The organism is Acinetobacter sp. SM34 (genome assembly GCF_022012365.1).
In the GTDB taxonomy this organism is placed as follows: Bacteria; Pseudomonadota; Gammaproteobacteria; order Pseudomonadales; family Moraxellaceae; genus Acinetobacter.
Map to the genome: position 1 here is coordinate 26,430 of NZ_JAKLTP010000010.1, position 21,853 is coordinate 48,282.

Annotated in this window: 17 protein-coding genes; 9 read left to right on the plus strand and 8 right to left on the minus strand. The window is 41.8% G+C overall.

The features are described from left to right. Window positions 1-221: 221 nt before the first annotated feature. Together LZZ98_RS09670 and LZZ98_RS09675 are read left to right on the plus strand one after the other, a co-directional pair. The gene (locus tag LZZ98_RS09670) at window positions 222-1,388 is read left to right on the plus strand and encodes an acyl-CoA desaturase (protein ID WP_237787666.1); all 1,167 of its coding nucleotides are present in this window, start codon (window positions 222-224) and stop codon (window positions 1,386-1,388) included. A 103-nt stretch (window positions 1,389-1,491) separates the two neighbouring features. Beyond that, window positions 1,492-2,937 (plus strand): protein adenylyltransferase SelO, encoded by a 1,446-nt coding sequence (locus LZZ98_RS09675; RefSeq protein WP_237787667.1) that lies wholly within the window; start codon window positions 1,492-1,494, stop codon window positions 2,935-2,937. A gap of 59 nt (window positions 2,938-2,996) precedes the next feature. Here the strand turns inward: LZZ98_RS09675 and LZZ98_RS09680 are convergent, their stop codons facing one another. The 4 genes from LZZ98_RS09680 to baeS form a co-directional block, all read right to left on the minus strand. Further along, complete coding sequence (locus tag LZZ98_RS09680; protein ID WP_237787668.1) at window positions 2,997-4,073, minus strand: hypothetical protein; 1,077 nt, start codon at window positions 4,071-4,073, stop codon at window positions 2,997-2,999. Window positions 4,074-4,127: 54 nt separating this feature from the next. Next, window positions 4,128-5,528 carry a hypothetical protein gene (locus tag LZZ98_RS09685; protein ID WP_237787669.1) on the minus strand — a complete coding sequence of 467 codons (1,401 nt, stop codon included), beginning with the start codon at window positions 5,526-5,528 and terminating at the stop codon, window positions 4,128-4,130. A gap of 95 nt (window positions 5,529-5,623) precedes the next feature. Continuing rightward, window positions 5,624-6,310, minus strand: coding sequence for a response regulator (locus tag LZZ98_RS09690; RefSeq protein WP_086175456.1), 687 nt, complete (start codon window positions 6,308-6,310; stop codon window positions 5,624-5,626). Window positions 6,311-6,323: 13 nt separating this feature from the next. Next, the gene (gene baeS, locus LZZ98_RS09695) at window positions 6,324-7,985 is read right to left on the minus strand and encodes a sensor histidine kinase efflux regulator BaeS (RefSeq protein ID WP_237787670.1); all 1,662 of its coding nucleotides are present in this window, start codon (window positions 7,983-7,985) and stop codon (window positions 6,324-6,326) included. A 137-nt stretch (window positions 7,986-8,122) separates the two neighbouring features. Here baeS and LZZ98_RS09700 point away from each other — a divergent pair, with 137 nt between their 5' ends. The 3 genes from LZZ98_RS09700 to LZZ98_RS09710 all read left to right on the plus strand — a co-directional run bounded on the left by LZZ98_RS09700 (window position 8,123) and on the right by LZZ98_RS09710 (window position 12,853). Continuing rightward, window positions 8,123-8,800: a hypothetical protein gene (locus tag LZZ98_RS09700; protein ID WP_237787671.1), complete on the plus strand. Its 678-nt coding sequence runs from the start codon at window positions 8,123-8,125 to the stop codon at window positions 8,798-8,800. A 299-nt stretch (window positions 8,801-9,099) separates the two neighbouring features. After that, complete coding sequence (locus LZZ98_RS09705) at window positions 9,100-10,902, plus strand: acyl-CoA dehydrogenase C-terminal domain-containing protein (RefSeq protein WP_237787750.1); 1,803 nt, start codon at window positions 9,100-9,102, stop codon at window positions 10,900-10,902. A 169-nt stretch (window positions 10,903-11,071) separates the two neighbouring features. Further along, the gene (locus tag LZZ98_RS09710) at window positions 11,072-12,853 is read left to right on the plus strand and encodes an acyl-CoA dehydrogenase C-terminal domain-containing protein (RefSeq protein WP_237787672.1); all 1,782 of its coding nucleotides are present in this window, start codon (window positions 11,072-11,074) and stop codon (window positions 12,851-12,853) included. 68 nt (window positions 12,854-12,921) lie between these two features. Here the strand turns inward: LZZ98_RS09710 and LZZ98_RS09715 are convergent, their stop codons facing one another. Then, entirely contained in the window at window positions 12,922-13,131 is a 210-nt protein-coding gene (locus LZZ98_RS09715; RefSeq protein WP_086175460.1) for a hypothetical protein, read from the minus strand. A 160-nt stretch (window positions 13,132-13,291) separates the two neighbouring features. On the opposite strand from LZZ98_RS09715, the gene LZZ98_RS09720 reads away from it, so the two are divergent. Continuing rightward, window positions 13,292-13,789: a phosphate-starvation-inducible protein PsiE gene (locus tag LZZ98_RS09720; RefSeq protein WP_237787673.1), complete on the plus strand. Its 498-nt coding sequence runs from the start codon at window positions 13,292-13,294 to the stop codon at window positions 13,787-13,789. Between the two features lie 41 nt (window positions 13,790-13,830). Here the strand turns inward: LZZ98_RS09720 and LZZ98_RS09725 are convergent, their stop codons facing one another. Continuing rightward, window positions 13,831-14,289, minus strand: coding sequence for an RcnB family protein (locus LZZ98_RS09725; RefSeq protein WP_237787674.1), 459 nt, complete (start codon window positions 14,287-14,289; stop codon window positions 13,831-13,833). Window positions 14,290-14,473: 184 nt separating this feature from the next. On the opposite strand from LZZ98_RS09725, the gene LZZ98_RS09730 reads away from it, so the two are divergent. Beyond that, entirely contained in the window at window positions 14,474-14,932 is a 459-nt protein-coding gene (locus LZZ98_RS09730; protein WP_086175494.1) for a hypothetical protein, read from the plus strand. Window positions 14,933-15,107: 175 nt separating this feature from the next. Here LZZ98_RS09730 and LZZ98_RS09735 read toward each other — a convergent pair whose 3' ends face one another. Then, window positions 15,108-16,571: a phospholipase D family protein gene (locus LZZ98_RS09735; protein ID WP_237787675.1), complete on the minus strand. Its 1,464-nt coding sequence runs from the start codon at window positions 16,569-16,571 to the stop codon at window positions 15,108-15,110. Between the two features lie 106 nt (window positions 16,572-16,677). Next, a complete protein-coding gene (gene znuD, locus LZZ98_RS09740) occupies window positions 16,678-18,711 on the minus strand; it encodes a zinc piracy TonB-dependent receptor ZnuD (RefSeq protein ID WP_237787676.1) in 2,034 nt (677 codons plus the stop codon). 145 nt (window positions 18,712-18,856) lie between these two features. Between znuD and LZZ98_RS09745 the strand changes: the two genes are divergently transcribed. Both LZZ98_RS09745 and aspS read left to right on the plus strand, forming a co-directional pair. Beyond that, window positions 18,857-19,621, plus strand: coding sequence for a DUF4184 family protein (locus tag LZZ98_RS09745; protein WP_237787677.1), 765 nt, complete (start codon window positions 18,857-18,859; stop codon window positions 19,619-19,621). Between the two features lie 165 nt (window positions 19,622-19,786). Then, a complete protein-coding gene (gene aspS / locus LZZ98_RS09750; protein ID WP_237787678.1) occupies window positions 19,787-21,577 on the plus strand; it encodes an aspartate--tRNA ligase in 1,791 nt (596 codons plus the stop codon). Window positions 21,578-21,853 lie beyond the last annotated feature (276 nt).

Sequence of the window (21,853 nt, forward strand, 5' to 3'; positions counted from 1 at the left end):
CTCACATCGCTGCTGTTCACGGAAGCTGCTTTGACCTTCGATAAAATCAATCAACCCTTCCCCGTATTCTGTTACTGTTTAGTACAATACACCTGTAGAATAATGCTAGTGAAGATTTATGTGCTCATGTTAAGATGACACGTCTTAATCCTTATAAACTGTATTGAATTAAGAATTCATTTATACCTTACCCTTATACGGTTCTAGGAGTGCTGTTGGAGATGAATGCTCCCTTACCCAAAGCCCCAATTAACTGGATTGCAGTGTTTGCATTGGTTTTTTTACCAATTGTGGCTGTAATCGCTATCCCTTTATATGCTTATCATCATGATTTTAGCTTAGGCGCATGGATCAGCTTATTTGTACTACTCGGTGTGAGTAGTTTAGGGATTACTGCGGGTTACCACCGCTTATGGGCACACCGTGCTTATGAAGCGACTCTTCCATTAAAAATTATTTTAATGATTATGGGTACTTTTGCTGTTCAGAACAGTATTTTGTTCTGGGCTTCAGGTCACCGTACCCATCACCGCCATGTAGATGATGTCGATCAAGATCCCTATTCAATTAATAACGGCTTTTGGTATGCGCATATGGGATGGATGCTACGCAACTATCCGGCAGCAGAAAAAAACTATAAAAATGCACCCGATTTGTTAAATGACAAAGTGGTGATGTTTCAGGACAAATACTATATTCCACTCGTGATTGCTGTACATGCCGTCATTCTTACGACTGTAGGCTGGGCTGTGGGGGATATGTGGGGCGTATTGTTATTAGGCGGTTTACTGCGTCTAATCCTTAGCCATCACGTGACCTTCTTTATTAACTCACTTTGTCACATGTGGGGCAAACGTCCCTATACTGACGAAAACACGGCTCGCGACAATTTCATTTTAGCTATTGCCACTTGGGGTGAGGGTTATCATAACTACCACCACATCTTCCAGTATGACTACCGTAATGGAGTGAAATGGTGGCAATATGACCCAACCAAATGGTTGATCTGGTCCTGCTCAAAACTCGGTTTAGCCAAAAACTTGCGCCGTATTCCAAGCTTTAATATCAAAAAAGCGGAACTGGCGATGCGTTTTAAATATGCTGAACAAGATTTGGCAGTTTATGGTCACAACGTTAATGAAGATATGGCTACGGCTAAACTTCGTATTGCTCAGGAATATGAAGCATTTACCCAAACCCTAAATGACTGGGCCAAACTGAAAGAACAAGAGATTCAGGTGAAAAAAGCTTCGGTAGCTGAAAAAATTCATCAGATGGATAACAAATTAAAAGTGGATTTCCAACTGGTGGAACAGCGCCTTGCTCATCATCGTAATAGCTTGAAAATTTTAATGCGCAATATTAAAAAGAACCCTGTGTCTGAATAAGACCGGAGTCAATATAAAGCCCCATTATTGGGGCTTTATTCATTTTAGCCGTTTAAATTTGCTATAGTGATCTGGTCTCCCCCGATTTTTATAGATTGTTACCATGCAATTTAATCCGCGTTACCCCTCGCTCAATCCCCAGCTTTTTCATCATCAAATGCCTGTTCCGTTAAAAGGAGCAAAAGCTGGTCATTTCAATTCAGCACTGGCTGATGAATTACAGTGGTCGGATGCAGATAAAGCCCAATGGATGGAAATCTGTAGTGGACAAAAAACCTTTGCCGAGTTTGAACCACTTGCCATGGTCTACGCAGGACATCAGTTTGGACAATGGGCAGGACAACTGGGGGATGGTCGCGGCTTGCTGATCGGGCAAATTCTGGATAAGAACAATCGAACCATCGACTTGCATTTAAAAGGTGCCGGTTCAACCCCCTACTCGCGTATGGGTGATGGACGTGCCGTATTACGCTCAGTGATTCGCGAATATCTGGCCGGTCATGCTCTGAATGCTTTAGGGATTGCTTCCAGTAATGCAGTTGGTTTTACTTCTTCGACCCAAGGCATACAACGGGAAAAACTGGAACCTGGTGCGATGATGCTGCGTACTTCAGACTGTCATATCCGCTTCGGCCATTTTGAATGGATTAACCAGTATCAGCCCGAGCTTTTAGAAGACTTTGTACAGAAATGTATGGAATGGCATTATCCAGAATGTCTGGAAGCTGAACAGCCTGTTTTGGCTTTCGCAACTAAAGTCATCCAACGTACTGCGGTGATGATTGCCAAATGGCAGCTGGTGGGTTTTGCCCATGGAGTCATGAATACCGACAACCTGAATATCACCGGTTCTACACTTGACTTTGGTCCTTATGGATTTATGGAACGTTTCCGTCCGAACTGGATCAATAACCACTCGGATTACCAAGGTCGTTACACCTACCAGCAGCAGCCAAGTATTGGGCACTGGAATTTATGGATGTGGCTGAATAACCTGATTCGGCTAAAAAAAGATCCTGCTGAAAAAGAACAGTTCAAAGAAGATTTGGCACAATGTTTAGAACATTTTGAGCCGACCTTCTTGGAACATTACACCCTTGGTCTGTGTCAGAAAATGGGACTGCCAAGTTTCCATAAAGACAGTTTTGATTGCGGCATGGCATTCTTACGAATTTTACAAACGGAGCAACTGGACTACACCGAAAGCTTTATTCGACTTCGGAACAAACAGTTTGAGACGATTAAAGATGACTGTCTGGACCGACGCCAGTTTGAAAGCTTTCTGGCTCAATATGAAAGTATTCGGGCAAATCAGGACACCGATGCACTGGATGCTGAAATGACCAAAGCCAATCCACAATATATTCTGCGCAACCATATGGCGCAGAAAGCGATTGAACTGGCAGAACGGGATGATTTTTCTGAAGTTGATCGGTTGTTTAAGTTGTTGAGTCAGCCTTATCTTAAACAACCTGATTTAGAGCAGCTTGAGGATTTAGGCCCCTTGCCGAGTGATGTTCCGGAAGTGATGGTGAGCTGTTCTTCCTAACAAGAAAACGGAGCGATATGCTCCGTTTTTTTGTTAGGACATTTTAATATTGAAAGGTTTTACCAGTGATATTGGGCATATAAAGAGGCACTAAAACGATGTGCCTGATTGCTCTCTAAATCGTCAGTCATATATTTAGCACCAAAATTTTTATGCTGTATTGATAACCCCCAAGCATGTGTTTGTGGCTCTATATGCAGTCCATATTTTAATTGTTCCGTTTTCCAAAAGGCATTGAGTTGAGCTAATGTTATATATTCATTTGAAAAACTACTGATGCTTGCACTCCAAGGCTTAGTTTGAGCCTCATAGCTAATTTCCGAACTTAATTTCACAGGCAGTTTTTGACGATACTGTTTACTCTTACTTAATTGTCCACTTAAATCTATTCGAGGACGCTGATTTTGATCGTAATAAAGATTGTAGCGTGTAAATGGAGCATTATCCCAATATAAGTAACTGAATAAATCATCGACCTGAAGAGTAATATTCCAATCTCTTTTGATTTGTCCATTTAAACCAAAATCTAGGGCATAGCCATAACCTTTATTAGTTCTTCCATCCCAGCCTAATTCCTCTTCTTTTAATGCAGGATGGTCATAACTATAATCCAATGAACCATTTAACCAAGCTACTCTATCCATCAACTCAGTCATACTGGTTGTTTGGCCTGTTGCTTGAAAGTTACCATCCACATAATGACGGCCGATAAGCGCCGTTGCCCCTGTCACAATTGTCCAATCAGGATGAACTTTCCAATCATAGGCAAAACGAGTTCCCACTGTTTCGACATGCTGAGCTTCTAATTCCAATTGATTATGTTTATTTGCATCAATTAACTGATCATTTTCAATTTGATAATATAGCTTTACCATATCATCACTAAAATGAATCTGATAGTCATAAGCCCAAACCCAACCTACAGTCCAATTATCCTGTTTGGTTTCTAATTTCATTTTCCCATGCGCAAAGGCATTATTGCCTTTTTTAAAATCAGGGGTTTCCCAACCATTTAAAAAGGCATGTACACTAACAGGCTCACTATAAATATCTGCATTTATACTGTATTGAATCGTTTTTTCCGCATAAGCAGAGTATGGCAAACTTACAGCCAATATGAATAAATATTTTTTCATTAGATATAAAAGAAGACAGCAAATGCTGCCTTCTTCTCAAAGTTAAGTTTTAGATTAAGGAGCGATATAAGTTATTGTGTCATCACTAAATTTCACCACATATTGCCCAGATGAATTTTTAGTGAGTGTGCCGTAACTTTTTCCTGCAACCATAATATTCGCTGAGGTAAAATTCTGTACATCTGCAATACTGATGGATGCTCCATTTTTATGCTTAATCACACCCGCAATAATTTGATGGTCTTGATCTAAGTCTTTTGCAGTTAACTCAATATCCAATGCATTTTTATCAACGACAACGGCAACAGTCGCTGTACCTTTGGTAAATTCAGCACGTTTTGCGGCAATATCAATGCTAAATGGTGTAGGTACTGCATTGGCACCTTTTAAGTTACCACTTAATTTGACATTTAAATTCGCATTGATGAAATTAGTCGATGTTTCCTGTCCAGCACTAACATCAATAGTTTTAGATAAATCATTATTCAAATTAAATTTGGCTTCTAAATTCAAGGATTCCTGCTGATAACTTACAAGACCTTTCAGCACTAATTCAGATGGAATCAATTGTTCTTGAATTCCAACACCATTATTAAATATAGCTTTGCGTGCAATTAAAGAAACTTCTGCTAAATTGGCTTTCACATCTGCACTTTCAAACAAAAGTCCTTTTAAACTCATTGTTGCTTGATTCGGAATATCTTTACGATTTTCCATTGTATCTGCGGTAGCATAAACCATAGATGCTGTACTATCGGCAGTGAAACTAAAACTCGCAGTTTGATTTTTAAGATTCTTGGTAGAAATTTTTCCATTATTCTGAATCTTATAATTATAAGTTGTGCGAGCGGTATCAATAAACGGCGCTTCTAAGACCAAATTCGATACCGTAACTTCAGCATCATCACCATAAATTGAGTATGCAGGATCATTATACCAATTTGTATTATTCCATGCATTGTCCGCTGTAACTTTATCCCAATTAAACGCTTGCCAATATTGGACACTGGCATCACCTGAAATGGTAATGGAATCACCAACCACCTTAGCGCTTAAATGATTGCTCTTAAATTTTAAATTATACGCATCATCCTGATTAATTAAATCCTGGATTTGTTGTGCTGTATAAGTTTTGGTCTGCCCCTGCGCATCCTGACTAACAACCTCTGCAATTAATAACAATAAATTCGTTGCACGGCTCAAATCTGAAGATGTGTCATTTATGACTTGTGCAGGGACTTTATATTGATCAGCAATATTTTGAAAACCATCATAATAAGAAACAATAGCATTGGTCGTTTTGACAAGTTGTTTTGCTTTTTCTAAATCTAAAGCAGGTGTCGTTACCTGTCCACTATCTGTTCCATCAGATGAAGAAGACCCACCTCCACCTCCACCACAAGCCACTAAAAACACAGAGCAACTTAGTACTAGTAATGTTTTTTTTAAAATCATTTTACCCCTACCCTCTAAAAATTATAAATAAAAAAAGCCCCTAAAAAATAATCATTTTAAAGGAGCTTTACAATGCTAAAAAAATATTTATTTATTCAATCCTCAGGATATTCAAAACGATAGCCCACACCATACACCGCCTGAATCCACTCATGACGGTTACCGGTTTCAGCCGCATCAGAAATTTTACGGCGCAGGTTTTTAATATGACTATCAATCACCCGGTCTGCCACATCAAAACTGTCCGGGTTAATATGATCCAGCAATTGCGCACGTGAATACACCTGTCCTACATGTTCCAGGAATAACTCTAATAAACGGAATTCAGTCGGGGTCAGGTTCAAGGTTTTTTGTTGATACCAAATGCGTTGCTGTGCCTTATCCATACGGAACAGGCTGTTTTGTTCCGGCTCGACTTGACGGTCTAAACGACGCAACACTGCTTGTACACGCGCGACCAGCTCTTTGGGGCTAAAAGGCTTACAAATGTAGTCATCTGCACCCATGTTCAAGCCCAATACCCGGTCAATTTCTTCAGTACGCGCAGTCACCATAATAATCGGCAAATCAGACTGTTCACGCACTTTACGGCAAATGGTCAAACCATCCATACGTGGAACCATCAGGTCCAAAATCATCAAACTGGGTTTGCGTTGCAGAAAGCTGTCATATGCTTCCTGACCATCATGAAACATGCTGACTTCAAAACCTGCAGCTTCCAAATAGTCCCGCACCAACTGTGCAAGTTCAACTTCATCTTCAACCAGCATGACATGTTTCATGAATGTTATCCCTTTATTTGTTTAACTGTTTTGGAAAAGTCAGTTTGCAACGCAAACCACCTAATGGAGAGTGCTCAAAACTCAATTTCCCGCCCAATGCCTGGGCAATCTTACCAGATAATGCCAGACCTAAGCCTGTTCCCCCGGTACTGCGTGTCCGTGAATCATCAACACGATAGAAACGCTCACCTAGACGTGACAACTGTTCATCACTTAGCCCAAGCGGACTGTCATCAACAATCACGCTCCACTCCGTTTCAGACTGTTCAGTATGCACACGAACTTCTCCGCCTGCTTCGGTATAACGAATACTGTTGCCGAGTAAGTTGACCATAATTTGTTTAAAACGATCTATATCTAATTGTAAATTCGCACCTTCACCTTGCACTGAAACAGATAAATCGGCCTGTGCAAATTTAGGTTTGAAGTTTTCAACTTCTTGTAATACCACATTCCACGGGTTTACTTCTGCTATATAGCATTTCAATTGTTGGGCTTCTGCCTGAGCCAGATCAGCCAAATCCTGAGTCAATTTTTTCAGACTGGTCACCTGACGCAGCATTGATGCAAAATGTTCCGGTGTCGGTTTTCGAATCCCGTCCTGCATGGCTTCAATTTGTGCTTGCAGCACTGCAAGTGGTGTTTTTAATTCATGTGAAGTATCTGCCACCCACTGACGGCGTGATTGTTCATGTTGATCCAGAATCACCGCAAGATGGTTCAATTCTGTGGATAAATCACCAAGTTCATCATTTCGGTTAACGGTCACCTGATGCTGAAAATTGCCTTTGGTCAGTTCACGGGTACCTTGCAGCAAACGCTGAATCGGCTTTTTGAAATAAGTAGCCAACAATAAAGCCGCAATTAAACTGGTCAGAAAAGTTAAGCCATAAACCAATAGTAAATAGCGTTTTTGATTACTAAAGAAATTGATACTTATGGCATCATCCTGATCCAGTACCGGCTTCAATCCCAAATAACCCACCACTTTGTCGTTCACCATAATCGGACGATACGACACTGGACTGTCTGAAGGCTCACCCACCACAAACTGTTTATTGGCATCATACAAGGACAAACGCGAACTGAGTCCCAGACGGTCAGGCATGGAAATAAACTGCTTTTTTTTGTTTGGATTAGATACTGGATCTGTTGGTCGCGCATCAGTTTTTCGGTCTGGACGGAATACATTCTGATTGGCACTTAAAGGAAACTTGAGTCCTTCAAAGGGCTGATATTCAGAAGGTAAATTTAGCTTCATCATACGGAGTTCTTCCGCATCCAGGACTGGTTTGCTGTGTTCCGCCTGATTTAAGCTCGGTGTAACACTGAGCAAGGTATTTTCCTGAAAATAACGCTGCTGCAAGGCAATATCATATTGACGACGTAACCACCAACGTGACAACCTGTCATAATCATCGGGCGCAGCAGTTCCTTCAATTTGCAGGATTTGAGCCTGAATGGCATTGCCCCAGTCATGATAGACTGAATATACTCCGGCCAGATTGCTGATCACGTGATCCAGCTTCTGCATTTCGACATCCGCCACATAGCGGGTGAAATTCTTTTGCATGGTCCAGTGCAATACCCCTAGGCTGACGGTCGTAATCACCAAAGTGGTGAGTAATACCGTCAAAAACAGGCGTAAGGCAATCGGAACACGGCGAATTTTCAAAAGTGAAGTCTCAATATTTGTTCTCAACTTGTTATTGTAACCAACCCGATCTCAAAAAACTCTCCATTGTTTCTTCATCATTATTATTTAATCTTTAACTGATAAAATTTACTGTATTTCTCTTGGAGATAACAACAATGAATTCCATGAAAAAAATGGCTTTAATTGCTGCCAGCGTGCTAAGCGTGAGTGCTTTGAGCGCTTGCCAATCAGCCAATACGGTTCCAGATAGCGACCACAAGCCAATGATGAAACAGCATCATGGCCAACACGATCGTAAAATGACACCCGAACAGCATGAACAGTTCCAGCAGTCACGTGCTGAACGTCGACAAATGATGCAGCAGTTCCAGAAAGCCTGTGACGGTAAAGCGGTCGGTGCTGCAGTACAAATTAAAGCCGGTGAAAAAACCATTGATGGTACCTGTAGCATGGGCTTTAAAGCGGACCGTCAAGAGATGAAGCGCATGCATAAAGAGATGATGGGCATGCATGGTGAGATGGAAAGTATGCATATGCAAGGTGAGCATCAGCGAATGCGCGGTGAAATGAAGGGTATGCACATGAAAGGCATGCCAATGCAATCGGCAGAACCGCTTACTGATGCCAAACGCGCAGAACTGACCAGGCAATTTGATCAGCGCCTGGCTCAACATCAGGCACATCAGCAAGCCATGTTAAAGGCTTGCCAAGGTCAGCCCAACGGTAAGGCTGTTCAAGTCAAAATGGGCACACATACCATCAATGGTAAATGTGAAGTCCGCTTTCAGCCTAAAGCCCCGATGGCTCCCGCAACTGCAAAACCGGCATCATAAAATTTACCCAAAATTAAAAAAGGCGCAACTCTGCGCCTTTTTTCTTGCCTGTCAAAAAGTGAACAATTTGACTATTTATGCCACTAACAAAACCATAAAAGCATTTACACTCAAGATACTTAGCAATTTCAAGTAAGAAATCTTTGACTTTACAGTCACCAAGAAAAAGCCCCTAAAGCTTGTACCAACTAAGAAGATGTTGCACGATTGAGCCATAGAAATACGTGTCATTGAAGATACGTTCCAATGTTTATTTAGAATTATTAACGCTGGTACAAACCAGTATTGAGGAAAACGATATGCCACAATACAAAGCGCCCTTACGTGATATGCAATTCGTTCTGCATGAACTTTTAAATGCAGAAGAACATTACGGAAAATTACCTGCATTCCAGGAAAGCGTAAGCCGTGAGTTGGTTGACCAATATCTGGAAGCTGCTGCAGACTTCTGTGAAAACGAACTTTCTCCTCTTAACCAAGTTGGTGACCGTGAAGGTTGTACTTGGAACGACGGTGTTGTTACAACTCCGACTGGTTTTAAAGAAGCGTACCAAAAATATATCGAACTTGGTTTCCCTTCTCTTTCTGCTGAAGAGCAATATGGCGGTCAAGGCTTGCCTAACTCTTTAGGTATCACTATTTCTGAAATGGTCGGTACTGCGAACTGGGCGTGGGGTATGTACCCTGGTCTTTCTCACGGTGCAGTCCGTACTTTAGAACACCACGGTTCTCAAGAACAAAAAGATGCTTACCTGCCAAATCTGGTTTCAGGTGTTTGGACAGGTACCATGTGCTTGACTGAATCTCATGCAGGTTCTGACTTGGGTATCATCCGTACCAAAGCTGAACCAAATGCTGACGGTAGCTATGCAATCTCTGGCGAGAAAATCTTTATCTCTGCTGGTGAACACGACATGGCTGAGAACATTGTTCACATCGTACTTGCTCGTCTTCCTGGTGCACCTAAAGGTACTAAAGGGATTTCACTATTCATCGTGCCTAAGTTCAACCTGAACGAAGATGGTTCAGTGGGCGAACGCAATGCTGTACGTTGTGGTTCAATTGAACACAAAATGGGTATTCACGGTAATGCAACCTGTGTCATCAACTTCGATAACGCAAAAGGTTTCCTGATTGGCCCTGAAAACCGTGGTCTGAACTGCATGTTCACTTTCATGAACACTGCACGTATCGGTACTGCTGTACAAGGCCTTTCAGCTTCTGAAGCATCTTTCCAGGGTGCACTTGCCTATGCCAAAGACCGTTTGGCAATGCGTTCACTTTCAGGTGTTAAAGCGCCAGAAAAAGAAGCCGATCCGATTATTGTTCACCCTGCTGTACGTAATATGCTTTTAACTCAAAAATCATATGCAGAAGCTGGTCGTGCGCTGGTGTACTTATTGGCTCAATACGCTGATGTAGTTGAACACGGTACAACTGAAGAAGAACGTAAATCTGCAGACAACATGCTGTCTTTATTGACTCCAATTGCCAAAGCCTTCTTGACTGAAACTGGTTCTGAATCTGCAAAACACGGGGTTCAAGTGTTCGGTGGTCATGGTTTCATCTCTGAACACGGCATGGAACAAATTGTTCGTGATACCCGTATTGCCTGCTTGTACGAAGGTACTACTGAAATCCAGGCACTGGATTTATTAGGCCGTAAAGTTTTGGGTACTCAAGGTGCAATGTTGAAAGACTTCACCAAGATCATCCATAAATTTGCTGAAGCAAACAAAGACAATGCTGCAATGAAAGAATTTGTTGAACCGCTTGCCGCTCTTAACAAAGAGTGGGGTGATTTGACCATGCAGATTGGTGTGCGTGCAATGCAAAATCCGGATGAAGTTGGTGCAGCTGCGGTTGACTACCTATACTTCTCGGGTTATGTAACGCTTGCTTATTTATGGGCTCGTATGGCACTTGTTGCTCAAGAAACATTAGCGGCTGGCACAACTGATGTAGATTTCTACAACGCGAAAGTGACCACTGCCCGTTTCTACTTCAAGAAAATTCTTCCACGCGTTCGCTCACACGTTGACGTGATCGCAGGTGGTGTAGAGCCATTGTTGTCTTTAGATGCTGAACACTTCGCATTCTAAGTGCATGACATTTTAAACTGATGTGAGAAAAAGGACGGTCATGGTTTTGGCAGTCCTTTTTCTTTATCAAATCAACAAAAAATTAACCTTTAGTCGTCTAACAACATGAATTTTCATCTATTAGACTGATCAAACCGAACTGACTCAAACAATAAACAGGTGACTCACTATGCCAATCTATAATGCGCCTCTTGCGGATATGAAATTCATCCTTAATGATGTTTTTAATGCAGAACAATTCTGGCAAGCCAATGAAAACCTTGCTCATATTGATGCTGCGACTGCGGAAGCTATTCTTGAGGAAATGGCGAAATTTGCGCAAAACGTGACCCTTCCATTGAACCGTACAGGTGATGAAGAAGGCGCTAAAATTGAAAATGGCAATGTGACTACCCCTGCAGGCTTTAAACAAGCATTCAAGCAATATGCTGAAGGTGGCTGGATTGGCTTAGGTGCTGACGCGGAATGGGGCGGTCAGGAAATGCCTAAAATGCTGACTGTACTGTCTGATGAAATGCTGTTCGCTACTAACCCCTCATTCATGCTCTACCCGCTTCTTTCAGTCGGTGCTGGCATGGCATTGAACAGCTATGCATCTCAAGAACAAAAAGAAACCTATCTTCCTAAAATTTACTCTGGCGAATGGTCAGGTACCATGTGCTTAACCGAACCGCATGCAGGGACTGACCTAGGGATTATTAAAACCAAAGCTGAACGTAACGAAGACGGTACTTACAACATTACTGGTACCAAAATCTTTATTACTGGCGGTGACCACGACTTAGCGGAAAACATCATTCACTTGGTATTGGCAAAAACTCCGGATGCACCTGCCGGTTCACGTGGTATTTCACTATTCATTGTGCCGAAATTCATTGTGAATGCCGATGGTTCTTTGGGTGAGCGCAATTCAGCAGGCCCGGGTTCGATTGAACACAAGATGGGGATCAAGGCATCTGCAACTTGCGTGATGAACTTTGACGGCGCCAAAGGTTACCTGGTTGGTAAAGAAAATGAAGGTTTGGCTGCGATGTTCGTAATGATGAACTACGAACGTCTGTCTATGGGTATCCAAGGCTTAGGTGCTTCTGAGTTTGCTTACCAGAACGCTGCACAGTACGCGACTGACCGCCTACAAGGTCGTAGTGCAGCAGGTGTGAAATCTCCAGAAAAACCTGCTGACAGCATTCTTGTCCATGGCGATGTACGTCGCATGTTGCTTAATGCACGTGCCAACAACGAAGCATCTCGTGCCTTTGCAGTATATGTAGGCCAACAGCTCGACATCACCAAATTCTCGATCGATGCAGAAGCAGTGAAGAAAGCCAATGACCGCGTTGCCCTATTAACACCAATCGCAAAAGCTTACCTGACTGACACAGCATTTAACGCAACTTTAGATGCGCAAATGGTGTTTGGTGGTCATGGCTTTATCCGTGAATGGGGTATGGAGCAATGTATCCGTGACCTGCGTATCTCACAAATCTACGAAGGTACCAACGGCGTTCAGTCTCAGGATTTAATCGGTCGTAAAACCATTAAATGTGGCGGCGCATTTATTGAAGAATATATTCAAGAAATCCGTGACTTTGCCAACGACCTTGATGCTGACCTAAACTTCATCAAAGATGCCACTTTAGATGCAGCAGCAGAAATTCAATCGGTAACGCAGTACATTATTGAAGCTGCAAAAGAAAGCATCGACTTCCCGAATGCAGCGGCGGTTGACTATCTACATGCAGTCGGCTTGCTCAGCTTCTCTTATATGTTTGCGAAAATTGCCAAAGCTGCAAGTGCGAAAGAAGGTGATTTCTACAGCAATAAAGTTTCACTTGCACTTTACTTCGTACAACGCATTTTGCCTGAACTTGCAGTACGCATTGCGAAAATCAAAGCAGGTTCTGAAGTGGTCATGAACTTCTCTGAAGACTACTTTACTAGCCAGGCTTAATCCTGAACAAAAATAAGCGATAAAAAAACGCCTGCAATTGCAGGCGTTTTTTATAATCCCAGAAGGGCTTAAACTTTTTCAATAATAATTGAATCTGCGGTTTTTTTACCGCTTTGCTCTGGATGATTAATCTTTACAATTTTAATCACACCTGTAGTCGCCAATGATTCACATAGATCGACAATATTTTGCATATGGCTAATTTCAATCCCTGAACCCAATATGAGTTTTTTTCCAGCTTGCAATTCATTAATTTTTGTTTGAATTTTTTCTATCATTTTCTTTTTCCCTAAGATTTAAAACAACACTCTCTACATTACATGAATTTCGCATAAAAAAAATACAAAAAAAATTATGTTTTTTGTTTAGTGGTTGATATGTGCATGAAATTTGCTTGTTATTTAGTGAAATATCAATTGATAAGTATAGGAGGTAGAGATGACAAACCGTGATTCTAAAGTAGAAAAGATAGAAGCCCTCCTCGACCGTTTTGGCAATATTGCAGTAGAAGGCTTTCACTATATTGCGCTATTTATTATTGGCTGTATGGTGATCTGGTCTGCCGGACATACCGTATTTGAAATTTTGGCGGTAAATCAATTCGCCACGATTGATGACATTCTCTTATTGTTTATTTATCTAGAACTGGGTGCAATGGTCGGAATCTATTTTAAGACCAACCACATGCCGGTTCGCTTTCTGATTTATATCGCCATTACAGCACTCACTCGCTTATTGATCTCAGATATCCAACACGACCATAAGGCGGATATGGATTTGATCATTATTACCGGTTCAATCCTGATTCTGGCTTTTGCTATTTTAATTGTCCGATATGCTTCCTGGACTTTTCCTTCTGTAATTCGTGACAAACATTCAGAAAAGCCCCTGCCTGAAGGTAAGACCCCACGACCACAAGATGACGAGCTGGCTTAGAAACTCCTTATTAAAAAGTTCCCCTTGATAAAGGGGGATTTTCAGCGATTCGGCACTAACATATAACGCCCATTTTCAAAAATCCAATAAGTGCCATTCGGTGGTGCAGGTAAACCCAAACGTTGCCAATCACTGATAAAGGTCGTGCTTGAACTTTCAATGCGGGCCGTTCTCGGATCGCCATTCACCCAGCTATAGCTTTGAGAATTTTGTGTAATGGTGGTTGGCGCCTGATATTGAATACTGATGCCATTCTGAATGGTCGGATAATTCTGATGATGCGGTGGATGCTGCGGATCATTCGGATAGTGCTGTGGATAATGTTGCTGCTGATGAGGATAGTTATTTTGAGGATAACTGTTTTGTGGATAATAAGGACGAGGTTGGTAGCGAGTGGTATCTACCCCGCGATAATTTGACCAGCGATTTTCCGCCTGCGTTGTTGCAGAAGCTCCCAAGAGCACCATGCCACTCAAAGCACAAAGAACTGCTAATTTCATAAGAGCCACCAAACATACGATATAAAACTTATTTTAATTCCTAGTTTAGGATAAAAAATGAATAAAAAAACAGCAAATGCAAAGTTTTGTAAATTAAATATTTCGCTGATTTTCTCTTGAGACACATCTCGGCTCAAATTATGAATATGCTAAAATACTGTTTTTTATTATGGGATCAAACAAAGTGTCTGATTTAAGTTTTGACCGCCTACATCAATTCTTTTGCAAGGTTCCAAGTATTCAAGAATCTTTAATTAATGCTTATGGTTCAGATGGTCAACATGCATGGTGGTTTAAATTTCAAATCAATGTTGAACATCCTCTGGCATGGCAAACCGTACAGGAACTGGGTCATGTATTGAATTACATTTCCAAGAATGAACGTTTACCGACACAGTTTTTACCCGTATCTCCGCCACCTTATATGAATGGTGAAGCCAAAGAATTTTTGGCTTGGGTGATTCAATGCAACCATCCAGATTTTCCACCCGATGTCGTTTGTGACTGGTTAGAAGCACGTTTACCTCAGCCGGTTGAAGATGAAAACCAGTGGAAAATTAAAACGGATTTAAAAGAACTGGATAAAATGAAAGATGCCGATTTGGATAAACTCGTTCCACCGAATCCTGAACCTAAGAATTAAGAACGCGCTTGAATCCCTCCTGACCTCCCTTTAAAAAAGGGAGGAAAGTCTCTCTTTGAAAAAGAGGGACTTAGGAAGATTTTATTTATCCATTACAAGCACTACTCAGCAAAGCAAAGTAGAAATCCCTCCCTTGCGAAACAATGTTTCTCACCCTTTATCAAAGGGAGGAGTATTAGAAGGTAGACAATCCGCTCCACTCCATAAAACGGTAAATTCCATATTTCAATGTCGATTCATCTGCATATTGACCGTAATCGACACTCATATTTTTACCATCCAGATTCGACCAGGCAGTATCAAAATAAGCTTGAGCATCGCTAAACACTACTGCCTGTGATGAACCAACCACGCGTAAATTGGTTTCCAGATTATAGTTTTTGATATTCCGTGCAGTGAAATTGGCAGAACCTAAAATTAGTTCAGACTGCTGAGCATTTGATTTAATAATCATCTTGCTATGGCATTGTTCACCTTGGGTATTGCACCAACGTACAGGCACACCCACATCATTCAATTCAGAGGCGACTTGCCGGTTGGGAATGCCATTTTTTTTCCGCCCAAACGCATCCTTATTCGGATCCAGCAGTACTCGGACTTTAACCCCACGTTCATGTGCAGCAATCAAGGCTTTAACAATATACCGTTCTGACAAGTAGAACATCGCCAGATCAATCTGCTCTTTGGGTTTGGCGGTTTCAATCAGTTTAATCGTTTCATCATAAATCGCCTTTTCAGTCAGTACCTGAACTTGCGGCAAAGATTTTTCAGCTTCAAATTCACCTACAATCACCATCGGAATATCGCCTTTGGACATCCGGCCCACAGCCTGCTCGGTCTTCAATACATCAATGGCTGTATTGCCCGTTACCAGCAAGGCAACATTGGAATGGCGGGAACTGCCATCATGCGGATTGGCTGAAGTCACCAAAGCTTTCCAGCCCTGAGCCGTATCCACCACCAGAGTTTTACGGTGATTGGCCCTAAAATTAAACAGATTAAAATAACTGCGCAGGGTAATTTTTTCCTTCCCAAACGGATTGCTTAACCAGCCTTTTTCAGGATTATTGCCGGCATCCTGACAACAGATATACCAGAAACCAGACCACAATGGATTGGATGCATGTAGCGGTCTTAAATCCGTTTCAATCACGTCAATACCTGCATTACGCAACTGACGATAATGCTTGGGTGCAATACCACCATAGACAGAATTAATCGGGTCGGTAATCACCTTAATTTCAATATTTGGCTGCACACCGCGTTTTAAAATCAAGGCATCGGTGAGTTGTTGCGCCAGTGCCCGGTGGGGTAGTGTGGATTCCCCGACTTCGCTATTGAATAAAAACATGTCCAGTACAATCGTACTTTGTGCTTCATCAATCATTTTTAACATTTCATTAAAAATATGATGATTTTGCTGCTGTTTTCCACTCGCATCCAGATAGGTTTGGTCTGCAATAAATTTCACCTCGGCATGCCGCAACTTACCGGTAAAATCCAGGCCTTCAGGCAAGGGTTTATAGGTATGATAAATGGCCGATGAGAGATATCCCAAAGCTAGTAAACTGACAATTACGCTGACATAACGACGGCGTGACCAATTCAATTGCTGATGAATTCGTTGAAAAATACGCATAACAAAAAACCTAGTCCAATGGCATCAGACTAGGTTTTATTGCTTGATTTATCAAGAGGATTTCTGTGATGCCTGTTTCAACTGGCATGTCCTGCCCAGCTCCAGATTAAAAACCCAATTCTAAACCGAGGGTAAAATTACGCCCCACTTGCGGAATATTGGACAGGAACGATGCATGCGAATAGACCTGTTCATCCAGCAGGTTATTGGCTTTGAAATAGACACGGTAATCATTGCGATCTTTCAATTGACCAGCATAAGACAGTCCCAGATTCAGCATGTTATAGCCATCTGTTTCAGACTCATAGCTGGCAATCTTGTCCTGATTAAAAACATGGTAATACTCAGCCAAACCTGACCAGTGATCATCAAAACTTGCATCTACTTTTGTACCGAGGCGGCCTGCTGGAACACGCGGTGCATTTTCTCCCTCAATTTTGCCACGTACATAATCGCCAAATACACCCAGTTTATAAGTGTCGGTTAAAGCATAAGAAGCTTCTGCTTCAGCGCCATAGAACTTGGCCTTGTCCTGGGTATATTCAACCAGACGGAAATCTTTATAGTTATCCAAGGTCTGGGCATAAATATAGTTATCAAACCAGTTGTGATAGACATGCACATGGTAATCAAACTTATCCTGCTCATAATGCAGACCAAGTTCCAGATTATTGGATTTTTCTGCGCTTAAATTTTCATTACCCCGTTCATAAGTGTTGGTCGCGAAATGCTTACCATTGGCATACAGTTCTTGCGCCAGAGGCAGACGCTCTTGATGAGAGCCGACCAGAGACAATTTATAGCTCGGTGCAAATTCCCAGTTCACGGCGCCCGAGTAAGAAAAACCATAATCATCAAAATCTTTTTTATTGGAATCAATCTCAATTTTTTGCTGATCTAGACGTGCGCCAAGTTCAACATGTACATCATCAAACTGTTTATGCTCTAAGGCAAACAGACTCCACTTTTGGGTTTTGGTCGGATCCAGTAAAGCTTCTTCACCATCAATATCAAGCTTTTGCTGATTATACTGCCCACCGATTACCCCTTCCCAGTTGGCAATAGGATGATGCAGCAGTTCTAAACGTGCATCATAGCCTTGACTCTTGAAAGTCGTGGCAATATTGTCTTCTTCAATTTCATCATGCTTGTAGTCCGTGTAGCTGGCATGAGCACGAAGTTTTTGAAAACCGGCAAAAGGATCACTTAATTCAGTGCGAAAATCATAGCGCTCTGTTTTTAGATTGACCCACGGTCCAGCAGCATGTTCTTCCTCATGCGTATGTCCTGGCTGCTGGCCACAACCAATTAATGAATTCCCTGATACCGCACAATCTTCATATTCATGGCTATGGCCCGGTAAACCATACTGGTCCTGACGGTTGCTATATGAAATCCCGCTAAAGCCCCGGTCATGAATCCAGGACAATCCAAGATTGACTGTCTCACCTTCAGCAAAGGTATTGCCTACACGACGTTCTTTTTCACCCTCATGAACATAATCTGGCGCAATATAACTGTTGGCATCCCGTTTTGACCCTTCAACACGTAATGCCACTTGATCAGTTAAAGCAACGGTCGCCCCTGCACTGGCCAGTTTTTCATCACTACCACTGTTATAACGTAAGCCCAGCTGTCCTTGATAACCCTTTTCCGGTATTTGGGTGGGAATCTTATTATCTGTCACATTAACCAGTCCACCCACTGTCCCTGCGCTATAGAGTAAAGTTGATGGTCCACGAATAATCTCGACCTGTTTCGCTAAAACAGGATCCACGGTTACTGCATGGTCTGGTGAAAGCGTGGATACATCTGCTGTTTCAGAGGCATGTTGCAAGATTTTGACCCGCGCGCCATCCTGTCCGCGAATCACCGGACGGCTTGAACCTGAACCATATTGGTTCGAAGTCACCCCAAGCTCACCAGCCAAAGCATCACCAATGGTCGTGCCACCTTCAGCAAGCTTTTTGTGATCAATCAACTGATCGGCCACTGCAAAATCTGCAGCCGACTGGACTAAAGGATGTGCCTGCAATTTGATTGTTTCTAATTGTTGGCTTTGAGGGCTTTCATCGGCAAAAACAGCAGGTGCGATGACGGCAAAAATAGACAGGGTAATTAAATTCTTATGGAAAAACATGGAACTGGCTCAAAGCTGCGATTTTTGAATTACGTTATATTATAACATTTCATTTTTTTTGCAATAAAAAACATTTCATTTCTGATGCTTGAGTTAAACTATTTCAAGTTTTATTCCATAACGATTGATTCTTAAATAATTTTAGATGCCTTTTACCTTATCTCACGCGGTACTTGCCCCTCCTATTTCCAAACTTACTGGACATATGCTTCCCGTTGCAGCGCTTGCGATTGGTTGTATGGTACCAGACCTCTATCGTTTATTTACCCAAGAACAATCCAATGTGACACACCTTTGGACGTCTCTGATTCATCCCAACTTATGGATTGGACTCGGATTTTGCGCCTTGTGGTATGGGATTTATCGCCCTGCAATGTATCGTTTTGTGGGTATTCAACACGATTTAAATCTACATAGTTTTGGATCAGTGATTAAATTTATCATCACTGTTTGTGTTGCATTAATCATCGGTACAGCGACACATCTGATTTGGGATGGACTGACGCATATTGATTTTCGTACGTTTGCCTTTCGGGATTTTTTAGCACAATCGGTCAATTTACTCGGACAGACCTACCCGATGCATCGGGTATTACAAATCGGGACATCTGCCTTGGCTTTGCCATTTTTAGCTTGGATGAATCTGCACTATTATAAGAAGTATCAGCAACATTTTAAAATCAGCCGTAAGATTAAAACCTTTGCAATCGGTTTAGTCAGCCTCTCTTTGATAATGGGCAATATTTCGGTTTGGGATTATGCACGGTATATTCCATCAGAAGTTTGGCAATCGGATCTCTATTATTTTACTGGTCGAGCCATCAATGAATTTAGCCAAACTGCGTTAATAACATTCACATTAGGCTGCATTCTATTTTTATTTTTTGACAGAGATCATCGCCTGGGATAATTCTCGAACCGATACTTTAATCGCTCCCAAGTCAAAATCATGGTGTTTTTAGTAGTAGTTCTTGTGACCTATGCTTCAAAGAGGCATAATTCAACATTCGAATAAAAGCAGTACGCTGTTTACGTATGTGCTTTCCTTAACCCATATAGTTGGATTTCTAACGCTATGATGCGAACTCATTACTGCGGTTCTTTAACCGAAGCTCAAATTGACCAAACCGTAACATTATGCGGTTGGGTACACCGTCGCCGTGACCACGGTGGTGTAATCTTCCTTGACATGCGCGACCGTGACGGTCTAGTTCAAGTGGTTATCGATCCAGATACTCCTGAAGCATTCGCAACTGCGGACAAATCACGTTCAGAATTCGTATTAAAAATTACAGGCCGTGTACGTCGTCGTTATGCAGGTACTGAAAACGCGAATATCACTAGCGGTCAAATCGAAGTTCTTGGTAAAGAGATCGAAGTTCTTGCTGCTTCTGAAACTCCGCCATTCCCATTGAATGACGAAAACACAAATATTTCTGAAGAAGTACGTTTGAAATACCGTTTCTTGGACATCCGTCGTCCAGAAATGTTAGATCGCCTACGTTTCCGTTCTAAATTAACCAACCTGATTCGTAACTACTTCGAAGAAAATGGTTTCTTAGACGTTGAAACTCCTATCTTGACGCGTGCAACGCCTGAAGGTGCGCGTGACTATCTAGTTCCAAGTCGTGTTTCTAACGGTAGTTTCTACGCACTTCCACAATCTCCACAGTTGTTCAAACAGTTGTTGATGGTTGGCGGTATTGATCGTTACTACCAAATCGCTAAATGTTTCCGTGATGAAGACTTACGTGCTGACCGTCAGCCTGAATTCACCCAAATCGACGTTGAAACATCGTTCATGAGTGACGATGACATCATGGATTTAATGGAACGTTTAACAGTTAAGATGTTCAAAGAACTTCTAAACGTTGAATTCGATAAATTCCCGCGTATGACTTATGCAGATGCAATGCGTGACTATGCATCTGACAAACCGGATATGCGTATTCCTTTGAAACTTGTTGACGTTGCAGACATGATGCAAGACGTTGAGTTCAAAGTATTCGCAGGCCCTGCTAAAGACCCTAAAGGTCGTATCGTTGCGCTTCGCGTTCCGGGTGCTGGTGCACTTCCACGCAGCCAAATTGATGAATACACGAAATTCGTGGGCATCTATGGCGCGAAAGGCTTGGCTTACATTAAAGTCAATGAACTTGAAAAAGGGATTGAAGGTCTTCAATCTCCAATCGTTAAATTCATCGAGCCAATCGTGCTTGATTTGTTGAAACGTGTTGGTGCTGAAAATGGCGACATCGTCTTCTTTGGTGCGGACAAAGCAAAAGTTGTAAATGATGCAATGGGTGCTTTACGTATCAAAGTCGGTCACGACATGAAATTGGCAACTTGCGAGTGGGCTCCACTTTGGGTTGTTGACTTCCCTATGTTCGAAGAAACTGATGATGGCAAATGGACTTCTGTGCATCACCCATTCACACTGCCTAAATCAAGCGTTGAAGAAGTGAAAAACAACCCAGGTGCTGCGCTTTCTGTTGCTTACGACATGGTATTGAACGGTACTGAAATTGGTGGTGGTTCTCTACGTATCTTCAACCTTGAAATGCAAAAAGCCATCTTTGAAGCTTTAGGCATTGGTGAAGAAGAGGCAGAAGAGAAATTCAGCTTCTTGTTAAATGCCTTGAAATTTGGTGCGCCTCCGCACGGTGGTTTGGCATTCGGTCTTGACCGTCTTGTAATGTTGATGACTGGTTCATCTTCAATTCGTGACGTGATTGCATTCCCAAAAACCAAGACTGCTGAATGTCCGCTTACTCAAGCACCTGCTCCAGTTGAAGGTAACCAATTGCGTGATTTGGGTATTCGTTTACGCGAAAAACCTAAAGCTGAAACTAAAGCAGAAGCTTAATTCTTCTTTAGCTAGCAATAAAAACCCTGCTTTATGCAGGGTTTTTTTATTGCTTCAAAAATAGAATACACAATGATTAAAATTTTGATGATTTTTGATAATAGTTTCTTAAACACTATATGCTATCCTATTTAAGAATCAAACCCATGTGTACAATATTACATTGATTTAATTGCTTATATTTTGTTCTTAAGACTCTCTTCTTTTTTGATCAGTTCTATCTTAGACTTTTAGACTCTTGCCAAAATTCTAATCCAGCCTCATATCTTAAGAGTC

Coding starts and splice junctions, on each gene's coding strand:
- LZZ98_RS09670 (WP_237787666.1), top strand. CDS start 222: ATGAATGCTCCCTTACCCAAAGCCCCAATTAACTGGATTGCAGTGTTT.
- LZZ98_RS09675 (WP_237787667.1), top strand. CDS start 1,492: ATGCAATTTAATCCGCGTTACCCCTCGCTCAATCCCCAGCTTTTTCAT.
- LZZ98_RS09680 (WP_237787668.1), bottom strand. CDS start 4,073: ATGAAAAAATATTTATTCATATTGGCTGTAAGTTTGCCATACTCTGCT.
- LZZ98_RS09685 (WP_237787669.1), bottom strand. CDS start 5,528: ATGATTTTAAAAAAAACATTACTAGTACTAAGTTGCTCTGTGTTTTTA.
- LZZ98_RS09690 (WP_086175456.1), bottom strand. CDS start 6,310: ATGAAACATGTCATGCTGGTTGAAGATGAAGTTGAACTTGCACAGTTG.
- LZZ98_RS09700 (WP_237787671.1), top strand. CDS start 8,123: ATGAATTCCATGAAAAAAATGGCTTTAATTGCTGCCAGCGTGCTAAGC.
- LZZ98_RS09705 (WP_237787750.1), top strand. CDS start 9,100: ATGCCACAATACAAAGCGCCCTTACGTGATATGCAATTCGTTCTGCAT.
- LZZ98_RS09710 (WP_237787672.1), top strand. CDS start 11,072: ATGCCAATCTATAATGCGCCTCTTGCGGATATGAAATTCATCCTTAAT.
- LZZ98_RS09715 (WP_086175460.1), bottom strand. CDS start 13,131: ATGATAGAAAAAATTCAAACAAAAATTAATGAATTGCAAGCTGGAAAA.
- LZZ98_RS09720 (WP_237787673.1), top strand. CDS start 13,292: ATGACAAACCGTGATTCTAAAGTAGAAAAGATAGAAGCCCTCCTCGAC.
- LZZ98_RS09725 (WP_237787674.1), bottom strand. CDS start 14,289: ATGAAATTAGCAGTTCTTTGTGCTTTGAGTGGCATGGTGCTCTTGGGA.
- LZZ98_RS09735 (WP_237787675.1), bottom strand. CDS start 16,571: ATGCGTATTTTTCAACGAATTCATCAGCAATTGAATTGGTCACGCCGT.
- znuD (WP_237787676.1), bottom strand. CDS start 18,711: ATGTTTTTCCATAAGAATTTAATTACCCTGTCTATTTTTGCCGTCATC.
- LZZ98_RS09745 (WP_237787677.1), top strand. CDS start 18,857: ATGCCTTTTACCTTATCTCACGCGGTACTTGCCCCTCCTATTTCCAAA.
- aspS (WP_237787678.1), top strand. CDS start 19,787: ATGATGCGAACTCATTACTGCGGTTCTTTAACCGAAGCTCAAATTGAC.